The sequence below is a fragment of the Cellvibrio sp. 25HG11W-0 genome (assembly GCF_057815475.1).
The window spans coordinates 2,621,857-2,640,367 of record NZ_CM174230.1 but is presented as its reverse complement, the minus strand read 5'-3'; the positions used below and the strand labels follow the sequence as shown (position 1 = coordinate 2,640,367).

General features: G+C 47.4%; 15 protein-coding genes. 10 read left to right on the top strand and 5 right to left on the bottom strand.

The window, feature by feature from the left end; all coding sequences use genetic code 11:
- The first annotated feature begins 223 nt into the window (after positions 1 to 223).
- The 3 genes from AC0KUT_RS11130 to AC0KUT_RS11120 all read left to right on the top strand — a co-directional run bounded on the left by AC0KUT_RS11130 (position 224) and on the right by AC0KUT_RS11120 (position 5,712).
- Positions 224 to 5,104 carry an NAD-glutamate dehydrogenase gene (locus AC0KUT_RS11130; protein WP_488829958.1) on the top strand — a complete coding sequence of 1,627 codons (4,881 nt, stop codon included), beginning with the start codon at positions 224 to 226 and terminating at the stop codon, positions 5,102 to 5,104.
- Between the two features lie 38 nt (positions 5,105 to 5,142).
- On the top strand, positions 5,143 to 5,364 hold the full coding sequence (locus AC0KUT_RS11125; RefSeq protein WP_488829957.1) for a DUF2835 domain-containing protein: 222 nt from the start codon (positions 5,143 to 5,145) through the stop codon (positions 5,362 to 5,364).
- Positions 5,365 to 5,571: 207 nt separating this feature from the next.
- Positions 5,572 to 5,712 (top strand): hypothetical protein, encoded by a 141-nt coding sequence (locus tag AC0KUT_RS11120; RefSeq protein WP_488829956.1) that lies wholly within the window; start codon positions 5,572 to 5,574, stop codon positions 5,710 to 5,712.
- Between the two features lie 31 nt (positions 5,713 to 5,743).
- On the opposite strand, the gene AC0KUT_RS11115 is transcribed toward AC0KUT_RS11120, so the two are convergent.
- Together AC0KUT_RS11115 and AC0KUT_RS11110 are read right to left on the bottom strand one after the other, a co-directional pair.
- On the bottom strand, positions 5,744 to 6,487 hold the full coding sequence (locus AC0KUT_RS11115; RefSeq protein WP_488829955.1) for a UDP-2,3-diacylglucosamine diphosphatase: 744 nt from the start codon (positions 6,485 to 6,487) through the stop codon (positions 5,744 to 5,746).
- Positions 6,488 to 6,492: 5 nt separating this feature from the next.
- On the bottom strand, positions 6,493 to 6,984 hold the full coding sequence (locus AC0KUT_RS11110) for a peptidylprolyl isomerase (protein ID WP_488829954.1): 492 nt from the start codon (positions 6,982 to 6,984) through the stop codon (positions 6,493 to 6,495).
- A gap of 98 nt (positions 6,985 to 7,082) precedes the next feature.
- Between AC0KUT_RS11110 and tmk the strand changes: the two genes are divergently transcribed.
- Positions 7,083 to 7,721, top strand: a complete 639-nt coding sequence (gene tmk / locus AC0KUT_RS11105; RefSeq protein WP_488835716.1) for a dTMP kinase — start codon at positions 7,083 to 7,085, stop codon at positions 7,719 to 7,721.
- Between the two features lie 51 nt (positions 7,722 to 7,772).
- On the opposite strand, the gene AC0KUT_RS11100 is transcribed toward tmk, so the two are convergent.
- Positions 7,773 to 8,411, bottom strand: a complete 639-nt coding sequence (locus AC0KUT_RS11100; RefSeq protein WP_488829953.1) for a pseudouridine synthase — start codon at positions 8,409 to 8,411, stop codon at positions 7,773 to 7,775.
- Between the two features lie 97 nt (positions 8,412 to 8,508).
- On the opposite strand from AC0KUT_RS11100, the gene AC0KUT_RS11095 reads away from it, so the two are divergent.
- The 5 genes from AC0KUT_RS11095 to AC0KUT_RS11075 all read left to right on the top strand — a co-directional run bounded on the left by AC0KUT_RS11095 (position 8,509) and on the right by AC0KUT_RS11075 (position 15,051).
- A complete protein-coding gene (locus AC0KUT_RS11095) occupies positions 8,509 to 9,552 on the top strand; it encodes a DNA polymerase III subunit delta' (RefSeq protein WP_488829952.1) in 1,044 nt (347 codons plus the stop codon).
- 145 nt (positions 9,553 to 9,697) lie between these two features.
- Complete coding sequence (locus AC0KUT_RS11090) at positions 9,698 to 12,763, top strand: TonB-dependent receptor (RefSeq protein ID WP_488829951.1); 3,066 nt, start codon at positions 9,698 to 9,700, stop codon at positions 12,761 to 12,763.
- Between the two features lie 348 nt (positions 12,764 to 13,111).
- Positions 13,112 to 13,465 (top strand): PilZ domain-containing protein, encoded by a 354-nt coding sequence (locus AC0KUT_RS11085; protein ID WP_488829950.1) that lies wholly within the window; start codon positions 13,112 to 13,114, stop codon positions 13,463 to 13,465.
- Positions 13,466 to 13,585: 120 nt separating this feature from the next.
- Complete coding sequence (locus AC0KUT_RS11080; RefSeq protein WP_488829949.1) at positions 13,586 to 14,377, top strand: TatD family hydrolase; 792 nt, start codon at positions 13,586 to 13,588, stop codon at positions 14,375 to 14,377.
- A 50-nt stretch (positions 14,378 to 14,427) separates the two neighbouring features.
- Entirely contained in the window at positions 14,428 to 15,051 is a 624-nt protein-coding gene (locus AC0KUT_RS11075) for a dUTP diphosphatase (RefSeq protein ID WP_488829948.1), read from the top strand.
- A gap of 27 nt (positions 15,052 to 15,078) precedes the next feature.
- On the opposite strand, the gene AC0KUT_RS11070 is transcribed toward AC0KUT_RS11075, so the two are convergent.
- Positions 15,079 to 15,462 carry a YkgJ family cysteine cluster protein gene (locus tag AC0KUT_RS11070; protein WP_488829947.1) on the bottom strand — a complete coding sequence of 128 codons (384 nt, stop codon included), beginning with the start codon at positions 15,460 to 15,462 and terminating at the stop codon, positions 15,079 to 15,081.
- Positions 15,463 to 15,821: 359 nt separating this feature from the next.
- On the opposite strand from AC0KUT_RS11070, the gene AC0KUT_RS11065 reads away from it, so the two are divergent.
- Entirely contained in the window at positions 15,822 to 16,805 is a 984-nt protein-coding gene (locus AC0KUT_RS11065; protein WP_488829946.1) for a malate dehydrogenase, read from the top strand.
- Positions 16,806 to 16,925: 120 nt separating this feature from the next.
- Here the strand turns inward: AC0KUT_RS11065 and AC0KUT_RS11060 are convergent, their stop codons facing one another.
- Entirely contained in the window at positions 16,926 to 18,455 is a 1,530-nt protein-coding gene (locus AC0KUT_RS11060) for a LysM peptidoglycan-binding domain-containing protein (RefSeq protein ID WP_488829945.1), read from the bottom strand.
- Positions 18,456 to 18,511: the final 56 nt, after the last annotated feature.

Below are 18,511 nucleotides of genomic sequence, written 5' to 3'. Positions count from 1 at the left end.
AGACCTTTAACCGGAAGAAAAATTTATTTAAAGAACCTGATTCGAAAAACCCTGTCTATTAACATAGATTCTGGCGCGAGGGAGACCTGCCAGCGCGCTCGATAGACTACGAGATTTGGTGACAGTTCCCTATGATTTCAAGTGTTTATGGAGATTTTTCGGAGGTTTCGGCTTTTTCAGCTAGGCTTAATAGGTGACACTTCTTTTCAGCAGGAGCCTGAGCGTGAATAGTCCCATCATAAACCAGCTAGACCTTCCCGAATTTCTTACAGAATTTGAAGCCTATGGCGCGCAGCGCTTATCGCCAGAGCAATTAGCACCGCTGCTCCTGTTGGCAGAAAAGTTTTTTTTACATTACCCCTTGGAGGAGCTGGCTGGGCGAAAATTGAGCGACCTTTTTGGTAGTCTTTATCAATCTTGGCAGTTTTTGCAAACGTATGATGACGATCAGCCCAAGATAAAGCTCTTTAACCCCAATTTAGCTGAAGACGGATGGGTTTGCCCGCATACCGCACTGATAGTACTGCAGCGCGACATGCCATTTTTGGTGGATTCTATACGTATAGAGTTGAATCGCCGCAATATCACCATTCACGCTATAAAAAGTACACTCTTACAAATACAGCGCAATCAACAGCATGAATTTGTTGCCTTTGTAGCAGCAGGAGAGCCGTTAATTGCCGAAGGTAATAATTCAAAAGAAGCGCTTATTTTTTTAGAAATTAGCATGCATACCGCGCATAAAGATTTAATCGATATTGCAGAGAGCTTGGAGTCTGTCTTACAAGAAGTTAGCTTGGTGGTGGGCGATTATGCTGCGATGAAGGCCAGTGCGTTTGATGCCGCGCAAAATTTACCCGCAAGCAAAGAGTCAATTGCCGCAATAAATGTAGAGGAAACACGTGAGTTTCTGCATTGGTTGGCTGCAGATCATTTCACCTTTTTGGGTGTCGCGGAGTATGAATTCTTTCAAGATGGCGATAAAAAGTATCTGCGTGAATGTCCAGCGGCGCGGCGCGGTGTTTTTGCGGCACGCAATCAACCGGGTGATGAGCTTGCTTTAGAAGATTTCAATGAGGGCATGGCGCGCTTCCATTTGGTTCCACAGATCATTAGCTTTTCTAAATCTGCTATACGGGCACGTGTGCACCGCTATGCTTATGCAGATTATGTTGTGGTTAAGCGTTTTAATGAGGTTGGTGAGGTTTGTGGAGAGTTGCGTTTTCTGGGTTTATATACATCTAATGTTTATTGGTTGAGCCCGCAATCTATACCTTTGATCCGCACTAAAATTGCTAAGGTGATTGCGCGTACAGAATTAAATGACGCCAGCCATGATGGTAAAAACTTCCGGCAAATTTTAGAAACCTTTCCGCGCAATGAGATTTTTTTAAGTAGCAGTTCAGAGCTTTATGACACCCTAATGGGCGTGGCTAAAATAAAAGAGCGGGCCATGGTTCGCTTGTTTATGCGCGCGGATCCCTATGGAAAATTTGTTAGCTTTGTTATTTATGTTCCCCGTGATTACTTTTCAACACGCGTACGCTTAGCGATACAAGCATTAATCGGGTCTGCCATAGGGTCTGATGAGTCTGAATTTACAACGTACTTTTCTGAGTCTATTTTAGCTCGGGTCTATCTTGTTTTTAAGCTGAATGAGCCACTCACAAAGCCTATTGATGTTGAAAGCTTGCAAGCGGGTATTGTTAATATTACTCGGTCTTGGAATGATTACTTACAGGCCGCACTCTTGGAAGCGCATGGTGAAGAACAATCTGCTGATTTATTGCGTGAATATCGCCAAGCCTTTTCGCTTAATTACCAAGAGAATTTCGATGCGCGCACTGCAGTTGCAGATATGCAGCGTATAGCTGAGTTAAATGAGCAGCAGCATATAGCTTTAAATTTATACCAACCTATAACAGCGCAGCAGCATTACTTGCAGTTTAAGATTTTCCATCGTGCTACGACTTTAGCGCTTTCAGATGTGATTCCAGTATTGGAGAATTTGGGTTTTCGTGTGGTTAGTGAAAGCGCTTATGAAATTACTCCTCTAGGTAAAATGGCTACATGGCTGCATGATTTTAAGCTGGAGCACAGGCTAGCGCATAATATTGATCTGCATCTTATCAAAGATAGCTTTATGGAGGCGTTTTCTGCTATTTGGTATGGACATGCAAATAGTGATGCGTTCAACGGTTTGGTGTCGAGCTTGGGTATGACCTGGCGTCAGGTTAGATTGCTGCGTGCTTATGCGGGTTATATGCATCAAACCTTATTTCCTTTTAGTGAGGTTTATATCGCCAATACGCTTGTCAATCAAAATGAATTGGCGCAAATGTTAATCAATTATTTTGAAATTAAATTTGATCCTGACCGGCAGTGTGTGGATACACAGCAGGATCTGGAAGCACTTAAGAATAGAATAGTGTTGCAGTTGGATAAGGTCAGCAACCTAAACGAGGACCGGATCATTCGTCGCTATCTCACGCTGCTGGAAAACACCTTGCGTACAAATTTTTTCCAGGAAGATAAAAATGGGAGTTGTAAACAGTATCTTTCGTTGAAATTTAGCCCTCGGAATATGGCTGAAATTCCTGAGCCTCGCCCATTGTTTGAAATATTTGTATTTTCCGCGCGAGTGGAGGGTGTGCATTTGCGTACGAGCAAGGTGGCGCGCGGAGGCTTGCGCTGGTCAGATCGTCTGCAAGATTATCGCACAGAGGTCTTGGGCTTGGTAAAAGCTCAGCAAGTGAAAAATGCAGTCATAGTGCCAAGTGGTGCAAAAGGTGGTTTTGTCTGCAAGCAGGCACCACAAGGAGGGAGCCGAGAGATTTTACTCGCAGAGGCTATAGCCTGCTATAAAATATTTATTTGTGGATTGTTGGATCTCACGGATAATTTGCGTGATGGAAAACTTATTCCGCCGCCACAATTGGTGCGCTACGATCAAGATGACCCCTATTTAGTGGTGGCTGCAGATAAAGGTACTGCTAGTTTCTCTGATATAGCAAATAGTATTTCAGCGGATTATGGTCACTGGTTGGGCGATGCCTTTGCTTCAGGCGGTAGTCAAGGCTATGACCATAAAGGCATGGGTATTACCGCTCGCGGCGCTTGGATTTCTGTTCAGCGCCTGTTTATGGAGAAGGGCATAAACGTTCAAACAGATGCTGTGTCTGTTATTGGTATAGGCGATATGGCTGGTGATGTGTTCGGTAACGGTGTGTTGTTGTCTGAAACGATTTGTTTGGTGGCAGCATTTAATCATCAGCATATTTTCATCGATCCTAATCCAAATTCGGCGGCGAGCTTTGAGGAGCGCAAGCGTTTATTTGTTACTCCTAAAACAACTTGGGCTGATTATGAGAAGGCGTTTATGAGTGAAGGTGGCGGCATATTTGATCGCGCTGCTAAGTCCATCACTATCTCGCCACAAATGGCGGAGCGTTTTGCCATCGCTGAAGCCAGTCTTACGCCTAATGAGCTAATTAATGCTTTATTAAAAGCGCCCGTTGATTTGATTTGGAATGGTGGCATAGGTACCTATGTAAAAGCATCTACTGAAACTCACGCCGAGGTTGGTGATAAAGCAAATGATAACTTGCGGGTTAATGGCAGTGAATTACGCGCGCAAGTTTTTGGAGAAGGAGGTAATTTGGGTATGACCCAACGCGGCCGCATCGAATATTGCTTAAATGGCGGTAGTTGTAATACGGATTTTATTGATAATGCGGGTGGAGTGGATTGCTCTGATCATGAGGTAAATATCAAAATCTTATTAAATGAAGTTGTTGCAAACGGTGATTTGACTGCAAAACAACGCAATCAGTTATTGGTTGATATGACTGAGAATGTTGCGCAATTGGTATTGCATAATAATTACCGTCAAGTCCAAGCGATTAGTGTTGCTCAATCCGAGTCACTTTTGCGCAGTGCAGAGTATCGCCGCTTTATGAGTTCACTGCAGACTCAGGGTAGGCTGGATCGCAAACTTGAATTTTTGCCTGATGATGAGGCGCTGGTAGAGCGACAATTGCGTGGAAAAGGTTTGACTCGACCTGAGCTGTCGGTATTAATTTCCTACGCCAAGGCCGTCTTAAAAGAAGACTTGGCCAAAGCTCATTTAGAGCGTGATGATTACATAGCGAAATTTGTAGAGTCAGCATTCCCCGTACAAATTGCCCAACAGTTCCCTGAGCCGTTACGCGCCCATAGGCTGCGGGCTGAGATTGTTGCAACTCAGATTGCCAATGATATGGTTAACCTGATGGGGATTAGTTTTGCGCAGCGCCTAAGTGAATCTACGGGCGCCAGCTCAGGCGATATAGCCAAGGCTTATGTGGTGGCGCGCAATATTTATGCTGCAGATGACTTTTTAACGGCATTAGCTACTTTAGATCATCAGTTGCCGGCTGCATTACAATTGCAGCTTATCAATAATTTGATGCGTAAGGTACGTAGGGCAACACGCTGGTTTTTGCGTAATCGTCGCAGCCAACTTAATGCGGCGCTTGAGGTCGAGTTGTTTGCGGAAGGTATGCGCTATATTGAAGGTAATCTTGCGAGCCTATTATTAGGTGATGCGTTACAGGCTTGGCAATCTAAAATAGACAAGTTAGTTAAGGCTGGCGTGCCGGAGGCTTTGGCCTTGGCGGCTGCAACGCCTGTAGATCTTTACTCTGGCTTAAGTGTTATAGAAGCTGCGCGCTTAACAGATAAGCCCTTGGAAGGTATGGCCCAACTTTATTTCTCGTTGGGCGAATATTTAAGTTTGCCTTGGTTTGCGCAACAAATTTCAGATTTAACGGTTGAGAATTTTTGGCAAGCAATGGCTCGTGAAACTCATATTAATGATTTGGAATCACAGCTGCGAAGTCTAAGTATTTCCTTGATCGGCTATGTGAGTGAAACCTGCTCAATAGTGCAAGTAATTGAGCGCTGGAGCGCAAAGCATCAGACGCTAATAAGTCGCTGGAACACCATGGTGAATGAGTTGCAGGCCGGTAATGGCAACGATTTTGCGATGTTTTCGGTGGCATTGCGTGATCTATTGGACTTGGCTCAAGCGAGTCAGCATGGCACTAACCTAGATGCTGACTGAATTTATTAGGCATTTTTTAATATCGAGTGGAACGACAATTGAGATCTCTCATCATTAATCTTGCTATTTCAAGTGAGGAATTTCAGCGGCTTTATGTCGGTAGCGCGCAACATGTTGTTGCGCGCAGCTTGGATGGACGTAGCGTGCGCTTTCCCGCAAATATATTACGTCCATTTGTTTTGCATAACGGTATACGTGGTCAATTCGAAATTGTGTTTGATGAGGATAATCGCTTTCAATCTATATCCCGTAGATCTTAAAGGATGGCGCCATTAAATAGCCTTACAGCTCTGTTGGGCAATTCGGGTGTCCAGAGGGCTGGCATTTGAAAGGAATAGCAGGGCTATAGTGGGCCTAAACCGCTGGCATAACTTTCAAACTGGTGGGCAATCTTTATTTTGGTGGCGGCTTTTGGCCCCTAACAGCGCGCCTATGGCGTTTATGCCAAGCAGGGTTGGAGTGGTGAAGTGGCTAACTCATTGGTATCCGCCGTCGCTATTATTATTCTCGGATTGCTGTATTTGTTGAATTTACCCTTAAGTGTTTGGTGGTCAGTCTTTATTATCATTGGCGGTCTTTACATGTTAACCAATCGCGACCGACATTAAGCATTTATGCAGAAAGCGCTCAAATAGGGCGCTATTGAGTTTCAATAGCCCAGCTTATAAGTTCTAGCGTTGGCCTGCCTGCGTCATCGTTTGCCTCAAGGCACCAAGCGAGATGATGCCAATCCCCTAAGACGATACGCTCTGCCGCTGCGCCTTCAACATGAAGGGGGTGGCGGGCAGGGCGATGGGTGTGGCCGTGAATTAAGCGCTTCACGCCCGCTTCCTTCATGATGCGCTCTACTTCTGCGGGGGTTACGTCCATGATGTCTTCCGCTTTTAAACTGTTCATGCTTTGGCTTTTTTTGCGCAGTTGGGCGGCGAGAGCGCGGCGTGCAGTAAGTGGTTGTGCCAGTATCTGTTGCTGCCATTCTGGGCTGCGCACCATCTGACGAAATTGTTGATATTCCGTATCGCCTGTGCAGAGGCTATCACCGTGAAGCAGCAATGTGGGTTCATCCTGCAGGTTAATCACTGTGCCTTCAGCAATTAGCTCCGCGCCGCAGTCACTGGCAAAGTCTGGCCCCATTAAAAAATCGCGGTTGCCATGCATTAAGAAAATACGCGTGCCGTTTTGGCTGAGGTTTTTTAAGGCTTGCACCACCTCGCGTACCAGAGGTTGATCGTCGTCATCGCCAATCCATGCATCAAAAAAATCACCGAGGATATAGAGTTCATCTGCGTCTTTTGCGTGGTCGTGCAAAAAGCTAAAAAACGCCCGCGTGAGCAGCGGGCGTGATTCATGCAAATGCAAATCTGAAATAAACAGTTTGCGCATCAGGCTTAGGCTACGGTGACTTTTTCAATCAAAACAGCTTCTTTGGGTACATCTTGATGATGGCCTTTGCTGCCCGTTTTCACCGCCTTGATCTTTTCAACGACATCCATGCCCGCCGTTACCTTGCCGAACACACAGTAGCCCCAGCCAGAGTTGCTTTTGCTGCTGTGGTTGAGGAAGTCATTGTCTTTAACATTGATAAAGAACTGCGAGCTGGCGCTGTGTGGATCGTTGGTGCGCGCCATAGCAAGGGTGCCGGTCACGTTTTTCAAGCCGTTGTCGGCTTCGTTTTCAATAGACGCGCGGCCTTCTTTTTGGGTCATGTCTGGGTTCATGCCGCCGCCTTGCACCATGAAGCCGTCAATTACGCGGTGAAAGATGGTGCCATTGTAAAAGCCATCTTCGGCGTACTGCTTGAAGTTGGCGGCAGTTTTTGGCGCCTTGTCAAAATCCAATTCAATGGTGATATCGCCGTGGTTGGTGTGCAGTGTGATCATGAAAGTCTCCTAAGTAAAAAAGCGGGTATGATACGCGTTGATTCGGGGTGATGGAAATAATCACTCAGGTAAAACTCAGCAAAAGGCAGATTGTTTGGATGGATAAGGCGACTCAGCATGGCAAATTCCTCACCCTTGAAGGTACTGAGGGGGTAGGTAAAAGCACTAATTTAACCTTCGTGAAGGATTGGCTGGTCAATAAAGGCATAGAGGTAGTGGTAACCCGCGAGCCCGGCGGCACGCCCTTGGCGGAAGAAATTCGCGGCTTATTGCTCACCAAACGCACTGAAGCGGTGGATGAAACGGCTGAATTGCTGCTGGTGTTCGCCGCTCGCGCCCAGCATCTCGCTCAGGTGATTAAACCTGCTTTAGCGCGCGGCGCCTGGGTGCTGAGCGACAGATTCACCGATGCCACCTTCGCTTACCAAGGTGGCGGGCGCGGGCTGAGCACCACCACAATTAACCAGCTAGAAACCCTCGTACAGGGCGATTTGCGCCCAGATTTAACTCTTATTCTCGATATAGACGTAGCGCTAGGCTTAGCGCGCGCCAGCCAGCGCGGCGAGTTGGATCGCTTTGAAAGTGAGGCTGTCAGTTTTTTTGAGCGAGTGCGCAGCGCCTACCGCGCCCGCGCTGAGCAAGCGCCCGAACGCTATGCGTTGGTGGACGCAGGCCAAACGCTAGCGCAGGTGCAGCATGATATAGATATTCAATTACAGCACTTACTGGATAAATAGATTGTTTTGAACGCTCAATCCAAATACCCAGATGAGTAGATTTTGGCATCGTTAAAACTGCGCTTTGCATTCCACATCAATTGCCACGCCGCTAATGGGGTGATTGAGTTGAATGTGCTGGGCATGCAGCAATAGTCGCGACGCCAGGGCTTGTATCTCTGGTGGTGAGTAGAGTTGATCGCCGAGCATAGGATGGCCGAGGTTGAGCATGTGTACCCGCAATTGGTGGGTGCGGCCGCTGATGGGTTCTAGCCAAACGCGAGTGGAGTTGTTGGCGGGGTAGCGCTCTAGCACCGTGTAGCGGGTGTGGGCGGCTTTTCCCGATTCAAAACACACTTTTTGCAAGGGACGATTTGGCCAATCGCAGATTAGGGGCAGTTTTACTTCGCCTTCATCGTCAGCCATTAAACCTGCCACTACAGCCATGTAGCGCTTGTGAATCGAACGCTCTTCAAACTGCTTGGTAAGGTTGCGCAGGCTGAGATAATTTAGCGGGAACATGACAATGCCTGAGGTGCCTTGATCCAGCCGGTGCACCACGCGCGCATTGGGGTTGAACTTGAGCACGCGATTGATCATGCAGTCTTGCTTCTCCGGCCCTTTGCCCGGTACGGTTAATAGCCCCGCTGGTTTATTGACGATCATGAGGTCGTCATCGAGATGCAAAATATCCAGCGGGGTGTCAATCATGAGCGGTAAGCCTTTTTCAAAATAAGCGGGCGCAGATTATCGCAAATTTGGTAAGCTGCGCCTAAGACTTTGTTTTATCCGCATATTTGGCCAGATCATGAGTGAAACCCCGCAGCACAATTTCCCCCTCCATCCTTACCCTTGGCAGCTCGGCGAATGGCAGCAATTGTTGCAGCTGCAGCAGGCTGGCAAATTGCCTCATGCTCTTATGTTGGCGGGCGCTAAAGGTATAGGTAAGCGCCATTTGGCGGCGGCTCTGGCGCAATTACTTTTGTGTCATTCACCCGTAGAAGGCGCTGTTTGCGGCAAATGCCGTGGCTGTGAATTAAATAAAGCAGAGACCCATCCAGATTTGATTTGGCTTGAGCCGGAAGAAGCAGGCAAGGCTATTAAAGTTGATCAGGTGCGTGAGCTGACGGAATCCTTGAGTAAAACGGCGCAGCAGGGCGGCTATAAAGTTGTAGTAATAGAACCCGCAGAGGCCATGAATGGCAATGCAGCCAACGCATTACTTAAATCCTTAGAAGAGCCAGCAGCGAATACGTTGCTGCTGCTGGTGTGCCATAGCCCCAGCAGTGTGCTGCCTACTATTCGCAGCCGCTGCCAGTTGCGCAAACTGCCGATGCCGCGCTCGGAGCAGGTATTGCGCTGGCTGTTACCGCTGGTGTCGGGCAGCGCCGAAAAAGCAGATGAGCTATTGGTTGCAGCACGCGGTGCGCCCTTGTTAGCGCTGAGCTTGCTGCAGGGTGATGCGCTCGAGCAGCGCGCCGCGCGCATGCAGCAATTGGTACGCCTCTCTCTTGGCCAAATTTCGGCAATTGAGTTGGCCGCGCAGTGGCAAAAAGGCGATGTGCCGGAATTGATGGAGTGGTTTTTGGGGTTGCTGCACAGTATGGCGCGCTGGCGTGTCGGTGTGGAAGATCCACAAATGGCGCAATCTCCAGTCGAGTGGCGCCATCGGCTTGCCAATCTTGATGTGTCTTTGTTGCATCGTTATTTAGAGAAAATTCTACTGTCTAAAAAGCAGCTTTTGGGGGGCGCCAACCCCAATAAGCAGCTGTTATTGGAGGAGATGCTGCTCGACTGGGGTGCTTTGTTGCGCGCTAGCGCCAGTCGTGCACTGACTGCTGGGCAACATTAAAATTGCCAAATTAAATTACCGAATTTCATAAAATTACAAAATAATGTTTACCAATTAATTTAATATTGGTTACCAGATTGTTTGACATGAAGAATGTGATTGGGTAGGGTGAAAACGCTACGACAATAATTCTGAGGAGAATAAGATGGTAAAGTCAATATTCAGTAAGAAGCCTATTGCCGAATTGGTAAGTAAAAATACACATAAAAAATTACGCTTTAGTATGCACTGCGGAGCTGTAGCGGCCTCCTGTATTTTCAGTGCAGGCGCTTGGGCCCAAGCCGATAAGGTTGCCTCGGTAGAAGAGGTTTTGGTAACGGGAACGCGCGCAACAATTCAATCGTCTATCAATGTAAAGCGAACTTCAGATGTCATTGTGGAGGCGCTCTCAGCCAACGATATTGGCGATATCCCTGCGCTCTCTATCGGTGAGGCGATTGAAACCTTGACCAGTGCTGCATCGCACCGAGAGCAGGGCGGTGCAACTGAAATTTCTATTCGCGGTATGGGGCCTTATCTTGGCTCTACGGTAATGAATGGCCGTGAAGCGAGTAATGGCAGCGGCGATCGCTCAGTGAATTTCAGCCAGTTTCCTTCGGAGCTGTTTGGTAAAATTGAAATTTACAAAACGCAGCAAGCCAGCTTGATTGAGGGTGGTGTGTCAGGCCAAATTTCGCTGGATACGGTTAAGCCGCTAGACCTTGGGCGACAGCGTATTCAAATGGATCTAAAGGGTAACTACAATCCTCAGCACAGTGACATCAAGGGTGAAGAGAATGATTTTGGTTATCGCGGAACCGCTAGTTATGTTGACCAATTTGATATGGGTCATGCCGGTAAGCTAGGTGTCTCTGTCGGTGTCCAAACTAACCAAGTCACCAATCCTGAGCAAGAATATCGTACCAGTAGTGGATTTAATGATTGCCGCAATGATCCCAATGTATCCAATGGTGTTTATGGCAGCGGTCGCTGCACCGATGGCGATGGCAGCCTTGATAATCGTGTAGACCCTGCAACGGGTCTAGCAGTGGATGATGCCAATACACCGCTTATATTTACGCCAAATTCGCGCAGCTATCGCCAAAATACTACCGACGATGACCGTCAATCTTTTTTTAGTGCCCTGCAGTGGCAGCCTAACGACCGTGTAGATATTGGGCTTGACGTACAGTTATCTGATCGCAGCTTTACAGAAGGTATTAATGATCTGGTGTTTACTGATACGCGCCGAATTAATGCCGACAGCCTTGTGGCGACTGATTCCGGTTCGGTGTTGGCCTTCAATAACGCCGCCAACATAGATGTGAACAGTCAGTTTACCGAGCGTACAGAAGAGTACAAAGGCGGTGGTTTGAGCCTTGAGTTCCAAGCTACCGATCGCTTGCTGTTATCTACGGATATTTCCTATTCCAATACTGCGCGCCGTGAAACCATTTTGCAGACTCGTTTGCAGTCTGAGCCCAAAGATATTTATGGTGTAGCGCTTCCCGGCGGCACTGACGACCCCTTCACGCAATATTATTTGCCCGGTTCTGGCTCCCAGTCTGGCGCCGATGTCATGCTGATTGAGTTGAATAATTTTGATGTCACCAATCACGATGTGTTTGCCGATAATGCGCGTACCCGTATCGATTTGAATCAAGCGCGCGACAATACCATCACCGCCGTTCGCGGCGACTTTAAATATGATACGGACTGGAAAGCCATCACCAGTATTGAAGGCGGCATACGTTTTTCTAAACTGGAATTTGAAAGCTTCCCGCGTGTGCGCGAAGAGCTAACGTTTGATGATAAGGCGATTCAGCCAGCCAGTATCGCCTGCCGCACAGAGTTTCCTGAGAGTGGATTCCTGTCAGATTTAACGGGTGGAAAACCATTGATTACCAACTTGGCTGACGATGGCAGTGTAATTGCCTCGGGTACCGGTAATGGCTACGCAACCTTTGACCCCATTTGTCTGGCGCAGGAATTAGTGGCTGCCGACAACACCATTAAAATTGCCAAAGACTCGAGTTTTGTAGCGCGCAGTGTGGATACTTTTCCCTCGCCACAACAGTCAGTGCAAAACGTCTATGTGGAAGAGAAAACGACGGCAGCTTATTTGCAAGCTAACTACGCCAGCGAATTTAATAGCCTGCCTATTCGCGGTAACGTTGGTCTGCGTATAGTGCAAACCGATGTGGCTTCTAAGGGCTTGCGTCCAAGTTATACCACGCAGTTAAATGAAGATGACTCTGTCAGCTTGATCGAGGGTGGTACGTTTGATGAGGTTGTTGGCGGCGGCAGCTACACCGAGCTATTACCCAGTGCCAGTATTACCGTGGATCTGCATGAAGACCTGCTGTTGCGCGGTGGTATTTTCCGCGGGCTATCGCGTCCAGACCCTGCTGATTTAGGTTTTGGTCGCAGCATAGGTATCGATGATGACGATACGGCAACCTCAATACAGGAGCTTATTTCCGGCGAGGTTGTGGCCAATGGCAATCCAAACCTACTGCCACTTTTGTCTTGGAACTATGATATAGCCCTAGAGTGGTACCCCAATAAAGATACAATTTTAGCCGCTGGCTATTACTATAAAAATTTCCAAGGCGGTTTTAAAAATACCCAGTCGATTGAGCAATTTAATATTGACGGCACTGACTACAATGAGGCGGTAACCCTAAGCTCTACCGATTCAGATACCAGTAGTTTGCAGGGTATTGAGTTAAGTCTGGCGCACTCCTTTAGTTACTTGCCTGGTGCTTGGAGCGGCTTGGGAACAAAATTGAGTTACAACCACGCCGATTCAGATTTTGAGTTTCAAGACGCAAATTTTGGCGCTTCAACCCTGAGTGACCCTTCCGGTAATATTATTTCGCAAACCGTTGCGCTAGTGCCGCCGGCAAACCTGTTTGGTTTTTCTGAAGATGTAATGTCGGCCCAGTTGTACTATCAAATTGGCGAGCTGGATATTCAGATGATCTACAAATATCGTAGCGAATACTTCCAGCAGTACATCAGCACCCCTGGCAATATTCGTTACGTGGGTGAAGCAGATGTCTACGAAGCGCGTATTACTTACAACATAACGGATAATGTTCAAATTCGTTTTGAAGGCATTAATTTGTTCAATGAGCCTAAAACGCAATACAACCCAACACCTGACAATGTGTCTGAAGTTAATAATTACGGGCCACGCTACTATGCCGGTGTCCGTGTTAAGTTCTAAACAATTGTTCGTGTGAAGTACTAGGTATGCCTCTTTGTCACCCTTTGCTTCGGCAAGGGTGGCTTTTTTACATTTACAAGTGTGCATTACCCTAGGATTTAAGCTCGCCGACTTTCTTTTACTGCAATGGTCAGTTAGTCTGAGGATAGGTTTTTGTGAGCATGCCAGCACACACAGCTCTTCGCTATCAACCCGAAGCTTTTGTTGTGGTATTTCTGCTTTGGCTATACTTCGCTTGAAGCGGTGCTCATTGCCATTGCTCTTTAATGGCGCGAAACCACCAGTATCAGGACATAATTAAGCATTCGCATTTATGCGGGTGAGACTTTTTAAGTAGCAGGATATCCTATGCAACCCATTGGCGGCGGTGCCCGTAACGGCATACTTTCCCTAACAATTAAAGACAAGGCCGTGCTTTACGCTGCCTATATGCCCTTTGTTCAGCATGGTGGCATGTTTATCCCGACCAACAAATCCTATCGTTTAGGCGATGAAGTATTTATGTTGTTATCCCTAATGGATGAGCCTGAAAAGATCCCCGTTGCAGGAAAGGTAGTCTGGGTCACGCCTAAGGGCGCTCAGGGCAACCGTGCGGCGGGTATTGGGGTGCAATTTAGCGATCAAGACAACACTGCCATCAATAAGATCGAGAACTATTTGGCCGGCATGCTTAATTCTGACAAGCCAACCCATACCATGTAAAATTTCGCCGCCAAGCCATTCGTAAAAAGCCAGCTGACCCTGGCTTTTTTGTTTTTTGGGCCGATTAGAATCGCCGTCTAAAGCATCAAGTAATACATTAATGACTAAAGAGATTTCCCCATGCTAGTTGATTCCCATTGCCACCTTGATCGTCTTAACCTTGACCGCTATCCGGGCGGTCTGAGCGAGGCTATAGCTGCCGCCCATGAACGAGGCATACAGCAACTGCTGTGTATCGGTATTAGCTTGGAAAATATTCAAACCGTCATAGATATCGCCCAAGCCCATGAGCGCGTAGTGGCATCTGTAGGCGTGCACCCCTGCGATGTCAAAGAGGGCACTGCAACTGCGGCACAGTTAGTTCAATGGGCACAGCAGCCAAAGGTGGTGGCGCTTGGGGAGACTGGTTTGGATTATCACTACGAGACGGAAAGCAAAGCGTTGCAGCACGAAAGCTTTGCCATGCACCTAGCCGTAGGTAAGCAAATTGGCTTGCCGGTAGTGGTGCACACACGCGAAGCCAAGGCCGATACCTTGGCGCTCATCAAAGAGCACGGCAGCCTTGAGAGCGGCGGTGTGCTGCATTGTTTTACCGAAGACTGGGAAATGGCCAAGGCCGCATTGGATTTGAATTATTACGTTTCTATTTCCGGCATAGTCACCTTTAAAAATGCCGAGCAAATACGCGATGTGGTGCGGCAAATGCCGATTGATCGCCTGCTGGTGGAAACCGATTCGCCTTATCTCGCACCTATACCGTATCGCGGCAAGCCTAATGAGCCTAAATACGTGCGTGAAGTTGCGCAGTTTGTGGCCGATGTGCGCGGTATTGCGCTGGAAGAGTTGGCAGAAAGAACCACCGAGAATTTTTATCGACTGTTCGCCAAAGCGAAGCAGTATTTGCCCAGCTAAGCCGCTGGTTGCATGTCTATCTATCGAATTCATGATTACAGGAAAACACCATGTCCGCACAAACTCAACAAGTTCACATCATGCTTGAACTGCAAGACAAAATGAATGCCAAGGTCACGGCAAACTGGCAACAGCAAGGCTATGAATGGTATCGCGCCATTTGGGTAGAATGCGCTGAATTAATGGATCACTACGGTTGGAAGTGGTGGAAAAAACAATCGCCCGATACCGAGCAAGTAGCGTTAGAATTGATTGATATTTGGCATTTTGGCTTGAGTATTTTGCTGCAATCAGGCAAAACCCAGGACGAGATAACCACCTTAATACAACAAAAGCTTGTTATTGCTACTGACACTCAAGATTTTCGCCTCGATTTGGAAAAATTTGTTGCGGCAACCCTCGGTGATCAACAATTCCACCTAGATCTATTTGGCCGCTTAATGGCGGGTATCGATATGAGTTTTGAGCAACTGTATCGCGGCTATGTAGGTAAAAATGTGCTCAACTTCTTCCGTCAAGATCACGGCTATAAAGACGGCAGCTACCGCAAGCATTGGCACGATGGCCGCGAAGACAATGAGCATTTGGTTGAAGCGGTGTTAAGTCTAGATGCGACAAGGGTTGAATTTAAGGACGAGCTTTATAAGGCATTAAAGCAGCGCTACGCGCAATAGGTTGCTTTCATATCTAACGAAGAATTATTAGACAGCTTCCGGTACTGAAGGGAAGGAGTCGGGGTATTCGGGCAGTGGATTGCTCAACGGTGGCAACCCGTAATGCGCGCGCGCGCGATTGCAGTCGTCATTATCGATGCCCAGCTCTCCGTGCACCGAAAACTCACGGCAAGGACTGGGGCGATTTTCATAGATGGTGCAGCGCACTTCTGAACCCACATCGCCCAGTAATGCATTGCAGCGCGAAGGGTTGGATTCGGTGCCTTTCATGCAGGCTCTATGTGGCGTGACTTGAGAGGTGAGAATGTCTGGCACTATGCCGCCGGCGCTTTGGCATTCACCCCAATAGAAAGAAACTCGAAAAAACGCACAGCAGGCACCGCAGGTTAAACAGGGGGATTGCGCACTCATGTCACTACTCAAAAAGAGGTGTAAAAAAGGTTGCGCAATGTTGCTGATGGCAACTTAAAAAGCAATACACTTGCGGGCTTTCAGCGAAATATATTTTATTATTGAGAGGGCTCTAGAATGGTGCAAGAAGTCAGTCGTCATTGGCTTCGCCCTATAAAGCTGCAAATTCGCCATTTTCATGTCGCTTTTAGATTGTTGTGCTAAAAGGTGCCCTAAATATGGCGTTAAATTTATCGTACAGGCGACGCAAAGGGTGAAATTTCCCCCCAGTTCTCTATAATGCAGGCCAGTTTTAGACTGGCACACAATGCCAAACATTCGTTATCTTCCACTATTACCCGTATAAATGGAGTCTCATCGTGAAAGCACCTGTAAGAGTTACCGTAACTGGCGCCGCTGGTCAAATTAGCTACTCTCTGTTGTTCCGTATCGCCGCTGGCGACATGTTGGGCAAGGATCAACCTGTGATTCTGCAGCTGTTAGAAATCACCCCAGCCCTTAAAGCATTGCAGGGCGTGGCAATGGAATTAGATGACTGTGCTTTCCCACTGTTGGCCGGTATTGTTACCACTGATGATCCAGCGGTGGCCTTTAAGGATACTGATTACGCACTGTTGGTTGGCGCACGTCCACGCGGCCCAGGTATGGAGCGTAAAGACTTGTTGGCTGCCAATGCCGCGATCTTCTCAGTACAAGGTAAGGCGATTGATGATCACGCGTCACGCGATATCAAAGTGTTGGTTGTAGGTAATCCTGCCAATACCAATTCACTGATTGCTCAACGCAATGCCCCTAACATCAACCCGCGTCAATTCACCGCTATGACCCGTTTGGATCACAACCGTGGCTTGACTCAGTTGGCACAAAAAACAGGCACCAGCATCAACGACATCACCAAGTTGACTATTTGGGGTAACCACTCTTCAACACAATACCCTGATTTACACGAGTCTATGGTCGGCGGAAAGGCAGCCATGAGCTTGATCGATCAAGCCTGGTACGAAGCAGATTACATCCCAACCGTACAACAACGCGGCGCTGCAATTATCGCTGCACGTGGAGCTTCTTCTGCAGCATCTGCTGCAAATGCCGCATTGAACCACATGCGCGATTGGGCTTTGGGCACTCCTGAAGGCGATTGGACTAGCATGGGTGTTTACAGCGATGGCAGCTACGGTATCGAAAAAGGTTTGATCTACTCATTCCCATGTGTATGTAAAAATGGTGACTGGGAAATCGTTCAAGGTTTGTCTATCAATGAATTCTCGCGCGCTAAAATGCAAGCAACTGAGACTGAATTGAAAGAAGAGCGCGATGCAGTAAAAGAATTGCTGCCAGCGTAATTGTTTGTAAGCCAGCAGCTTGTTTGCTGGCTATAAAAAGCCTGAATACTAAGTGTGTTTTACACGTCGTATTCAGGCTTTTTTATGGGCTTGCATTAAATAACCGGTTGTAACCAAAGATTAAAGGCGGGGGTAGATTGTCAGCTCTTGTCCTGGATGAATATAACCTTCGTCCTTTACTTCATTCCAGCTCAGGAGTTCTTTTTTTGATACCGAGAAACGATTAGCAATTTTTACCAGCGTATCGCCGTGCTGAATTTGGTAGGTGATTTTGGTTTCTTTCGATGTTGCAACGGGCGTGAGAATCAATAATTTTTGCCCTGGTTTTAGTTTGCTACTGTTACTCATATTGTTCCAAGCCAGTAGCTTGCCCACACTGGTGTGATTTTTACGCGCAATAGTCCAGAGGTTATCGCCAGATTTAACTTGATATTCTTGCTTAGCTTGTGATGTTTGAGTGACGGTTGGCGCGTCATTACGTCCCGCAAAACGAGGAATAAGATTTTCATTGCCGGGAATGTCAAGGCGCTGGCCTATTCGAAGATTGGACGTTTTTAAGTTGTTATTTTTTTGCAGGGCGCGCACGCTGGTTTGAAAGCGCTTGGCAATAGCGCCTAGAGTATCACCTGATTTTACGTGGTAAGTGCTTGATGCTTTGATTTCATTCAGTATGGGCAGGTCTTCTAGTATTAGACTAAATTCACTTGCATCAGCAATGGGGACTAAAAGCTCGTGCGAACCACTGGGATTGGTAAACCACTTACTGTACCCCGCATTAAGCTTACGGAGTTCTTTTGGGTCCATCTGCGCCAATTTGGCAGCGTATTCCAAATCTATAGGGCGATCTACACTGACTACCGTGAAATAGGGGTCATTGGGTATTTCTTTTAATGTCAGTTGATATTTTGCTGGGTCCGCAACAACCTTGGCAAGGGCAAGGAGCTGGGGAACATATTTTCGTGTTTGCTCGGGTAGTGGGAGCGACCAAAAATCGGTGGGCTTGCCCAATTTTTTATTTTTCTTAATGGCGCGACCTACGGTGCCCTCACCAGCGTTATAGGCTGCAATTGCCACTAACCAATCGCCATCAAACATGGCGTGTAAACGGGTGAGGTAGCGAACTGCGGCATCCGTTGAAGCGATAATGTCACGGCGGCCATCGTACCAATTGTTTTGCGTTAATCCGAAGTGACGCCCTGTGAGAGGGATGAATTGCCAAATACCGAGGGCTTTACTGGAGGAGATGGCAAAAGGGTTGTAGGCGCTTTCAACTATGGGCAAGAGCGCCAATTCTAAAGGCAGCCCATTTTCTTGCAGCTGACTCATGACGTAGTGAAGATAGGGCTTGGCTTGCTTGCCAACACGAGTGAGGTACTGTTGATTGTTACTAAACCAGCGCAGCTGCTGCTCAAGTTGCGCATCCTCAACCTGTGGTAGACCGTAACCTTCAACCAGCAGAATCCAAATATTATTTTCTAGGTCGAGATCGGGTGCGAGTGGAATCGCGGGGACTTTTAGACTTGCGCTCTTTGCGGATAATTCGTTTTGGTTGTCTTCGGTAGGGGAAAAGTTGCTACAGGCAGTGAGTGTTAGACCAATTGAGCAGAGTGATGCAATGCACATCAGGCGTGGTGAGATAATTTTTTTCATAGTTAATCGTCTATTTTTAACAACCAAAAGTACTAAAAAGCTGATTGTTTTATGCG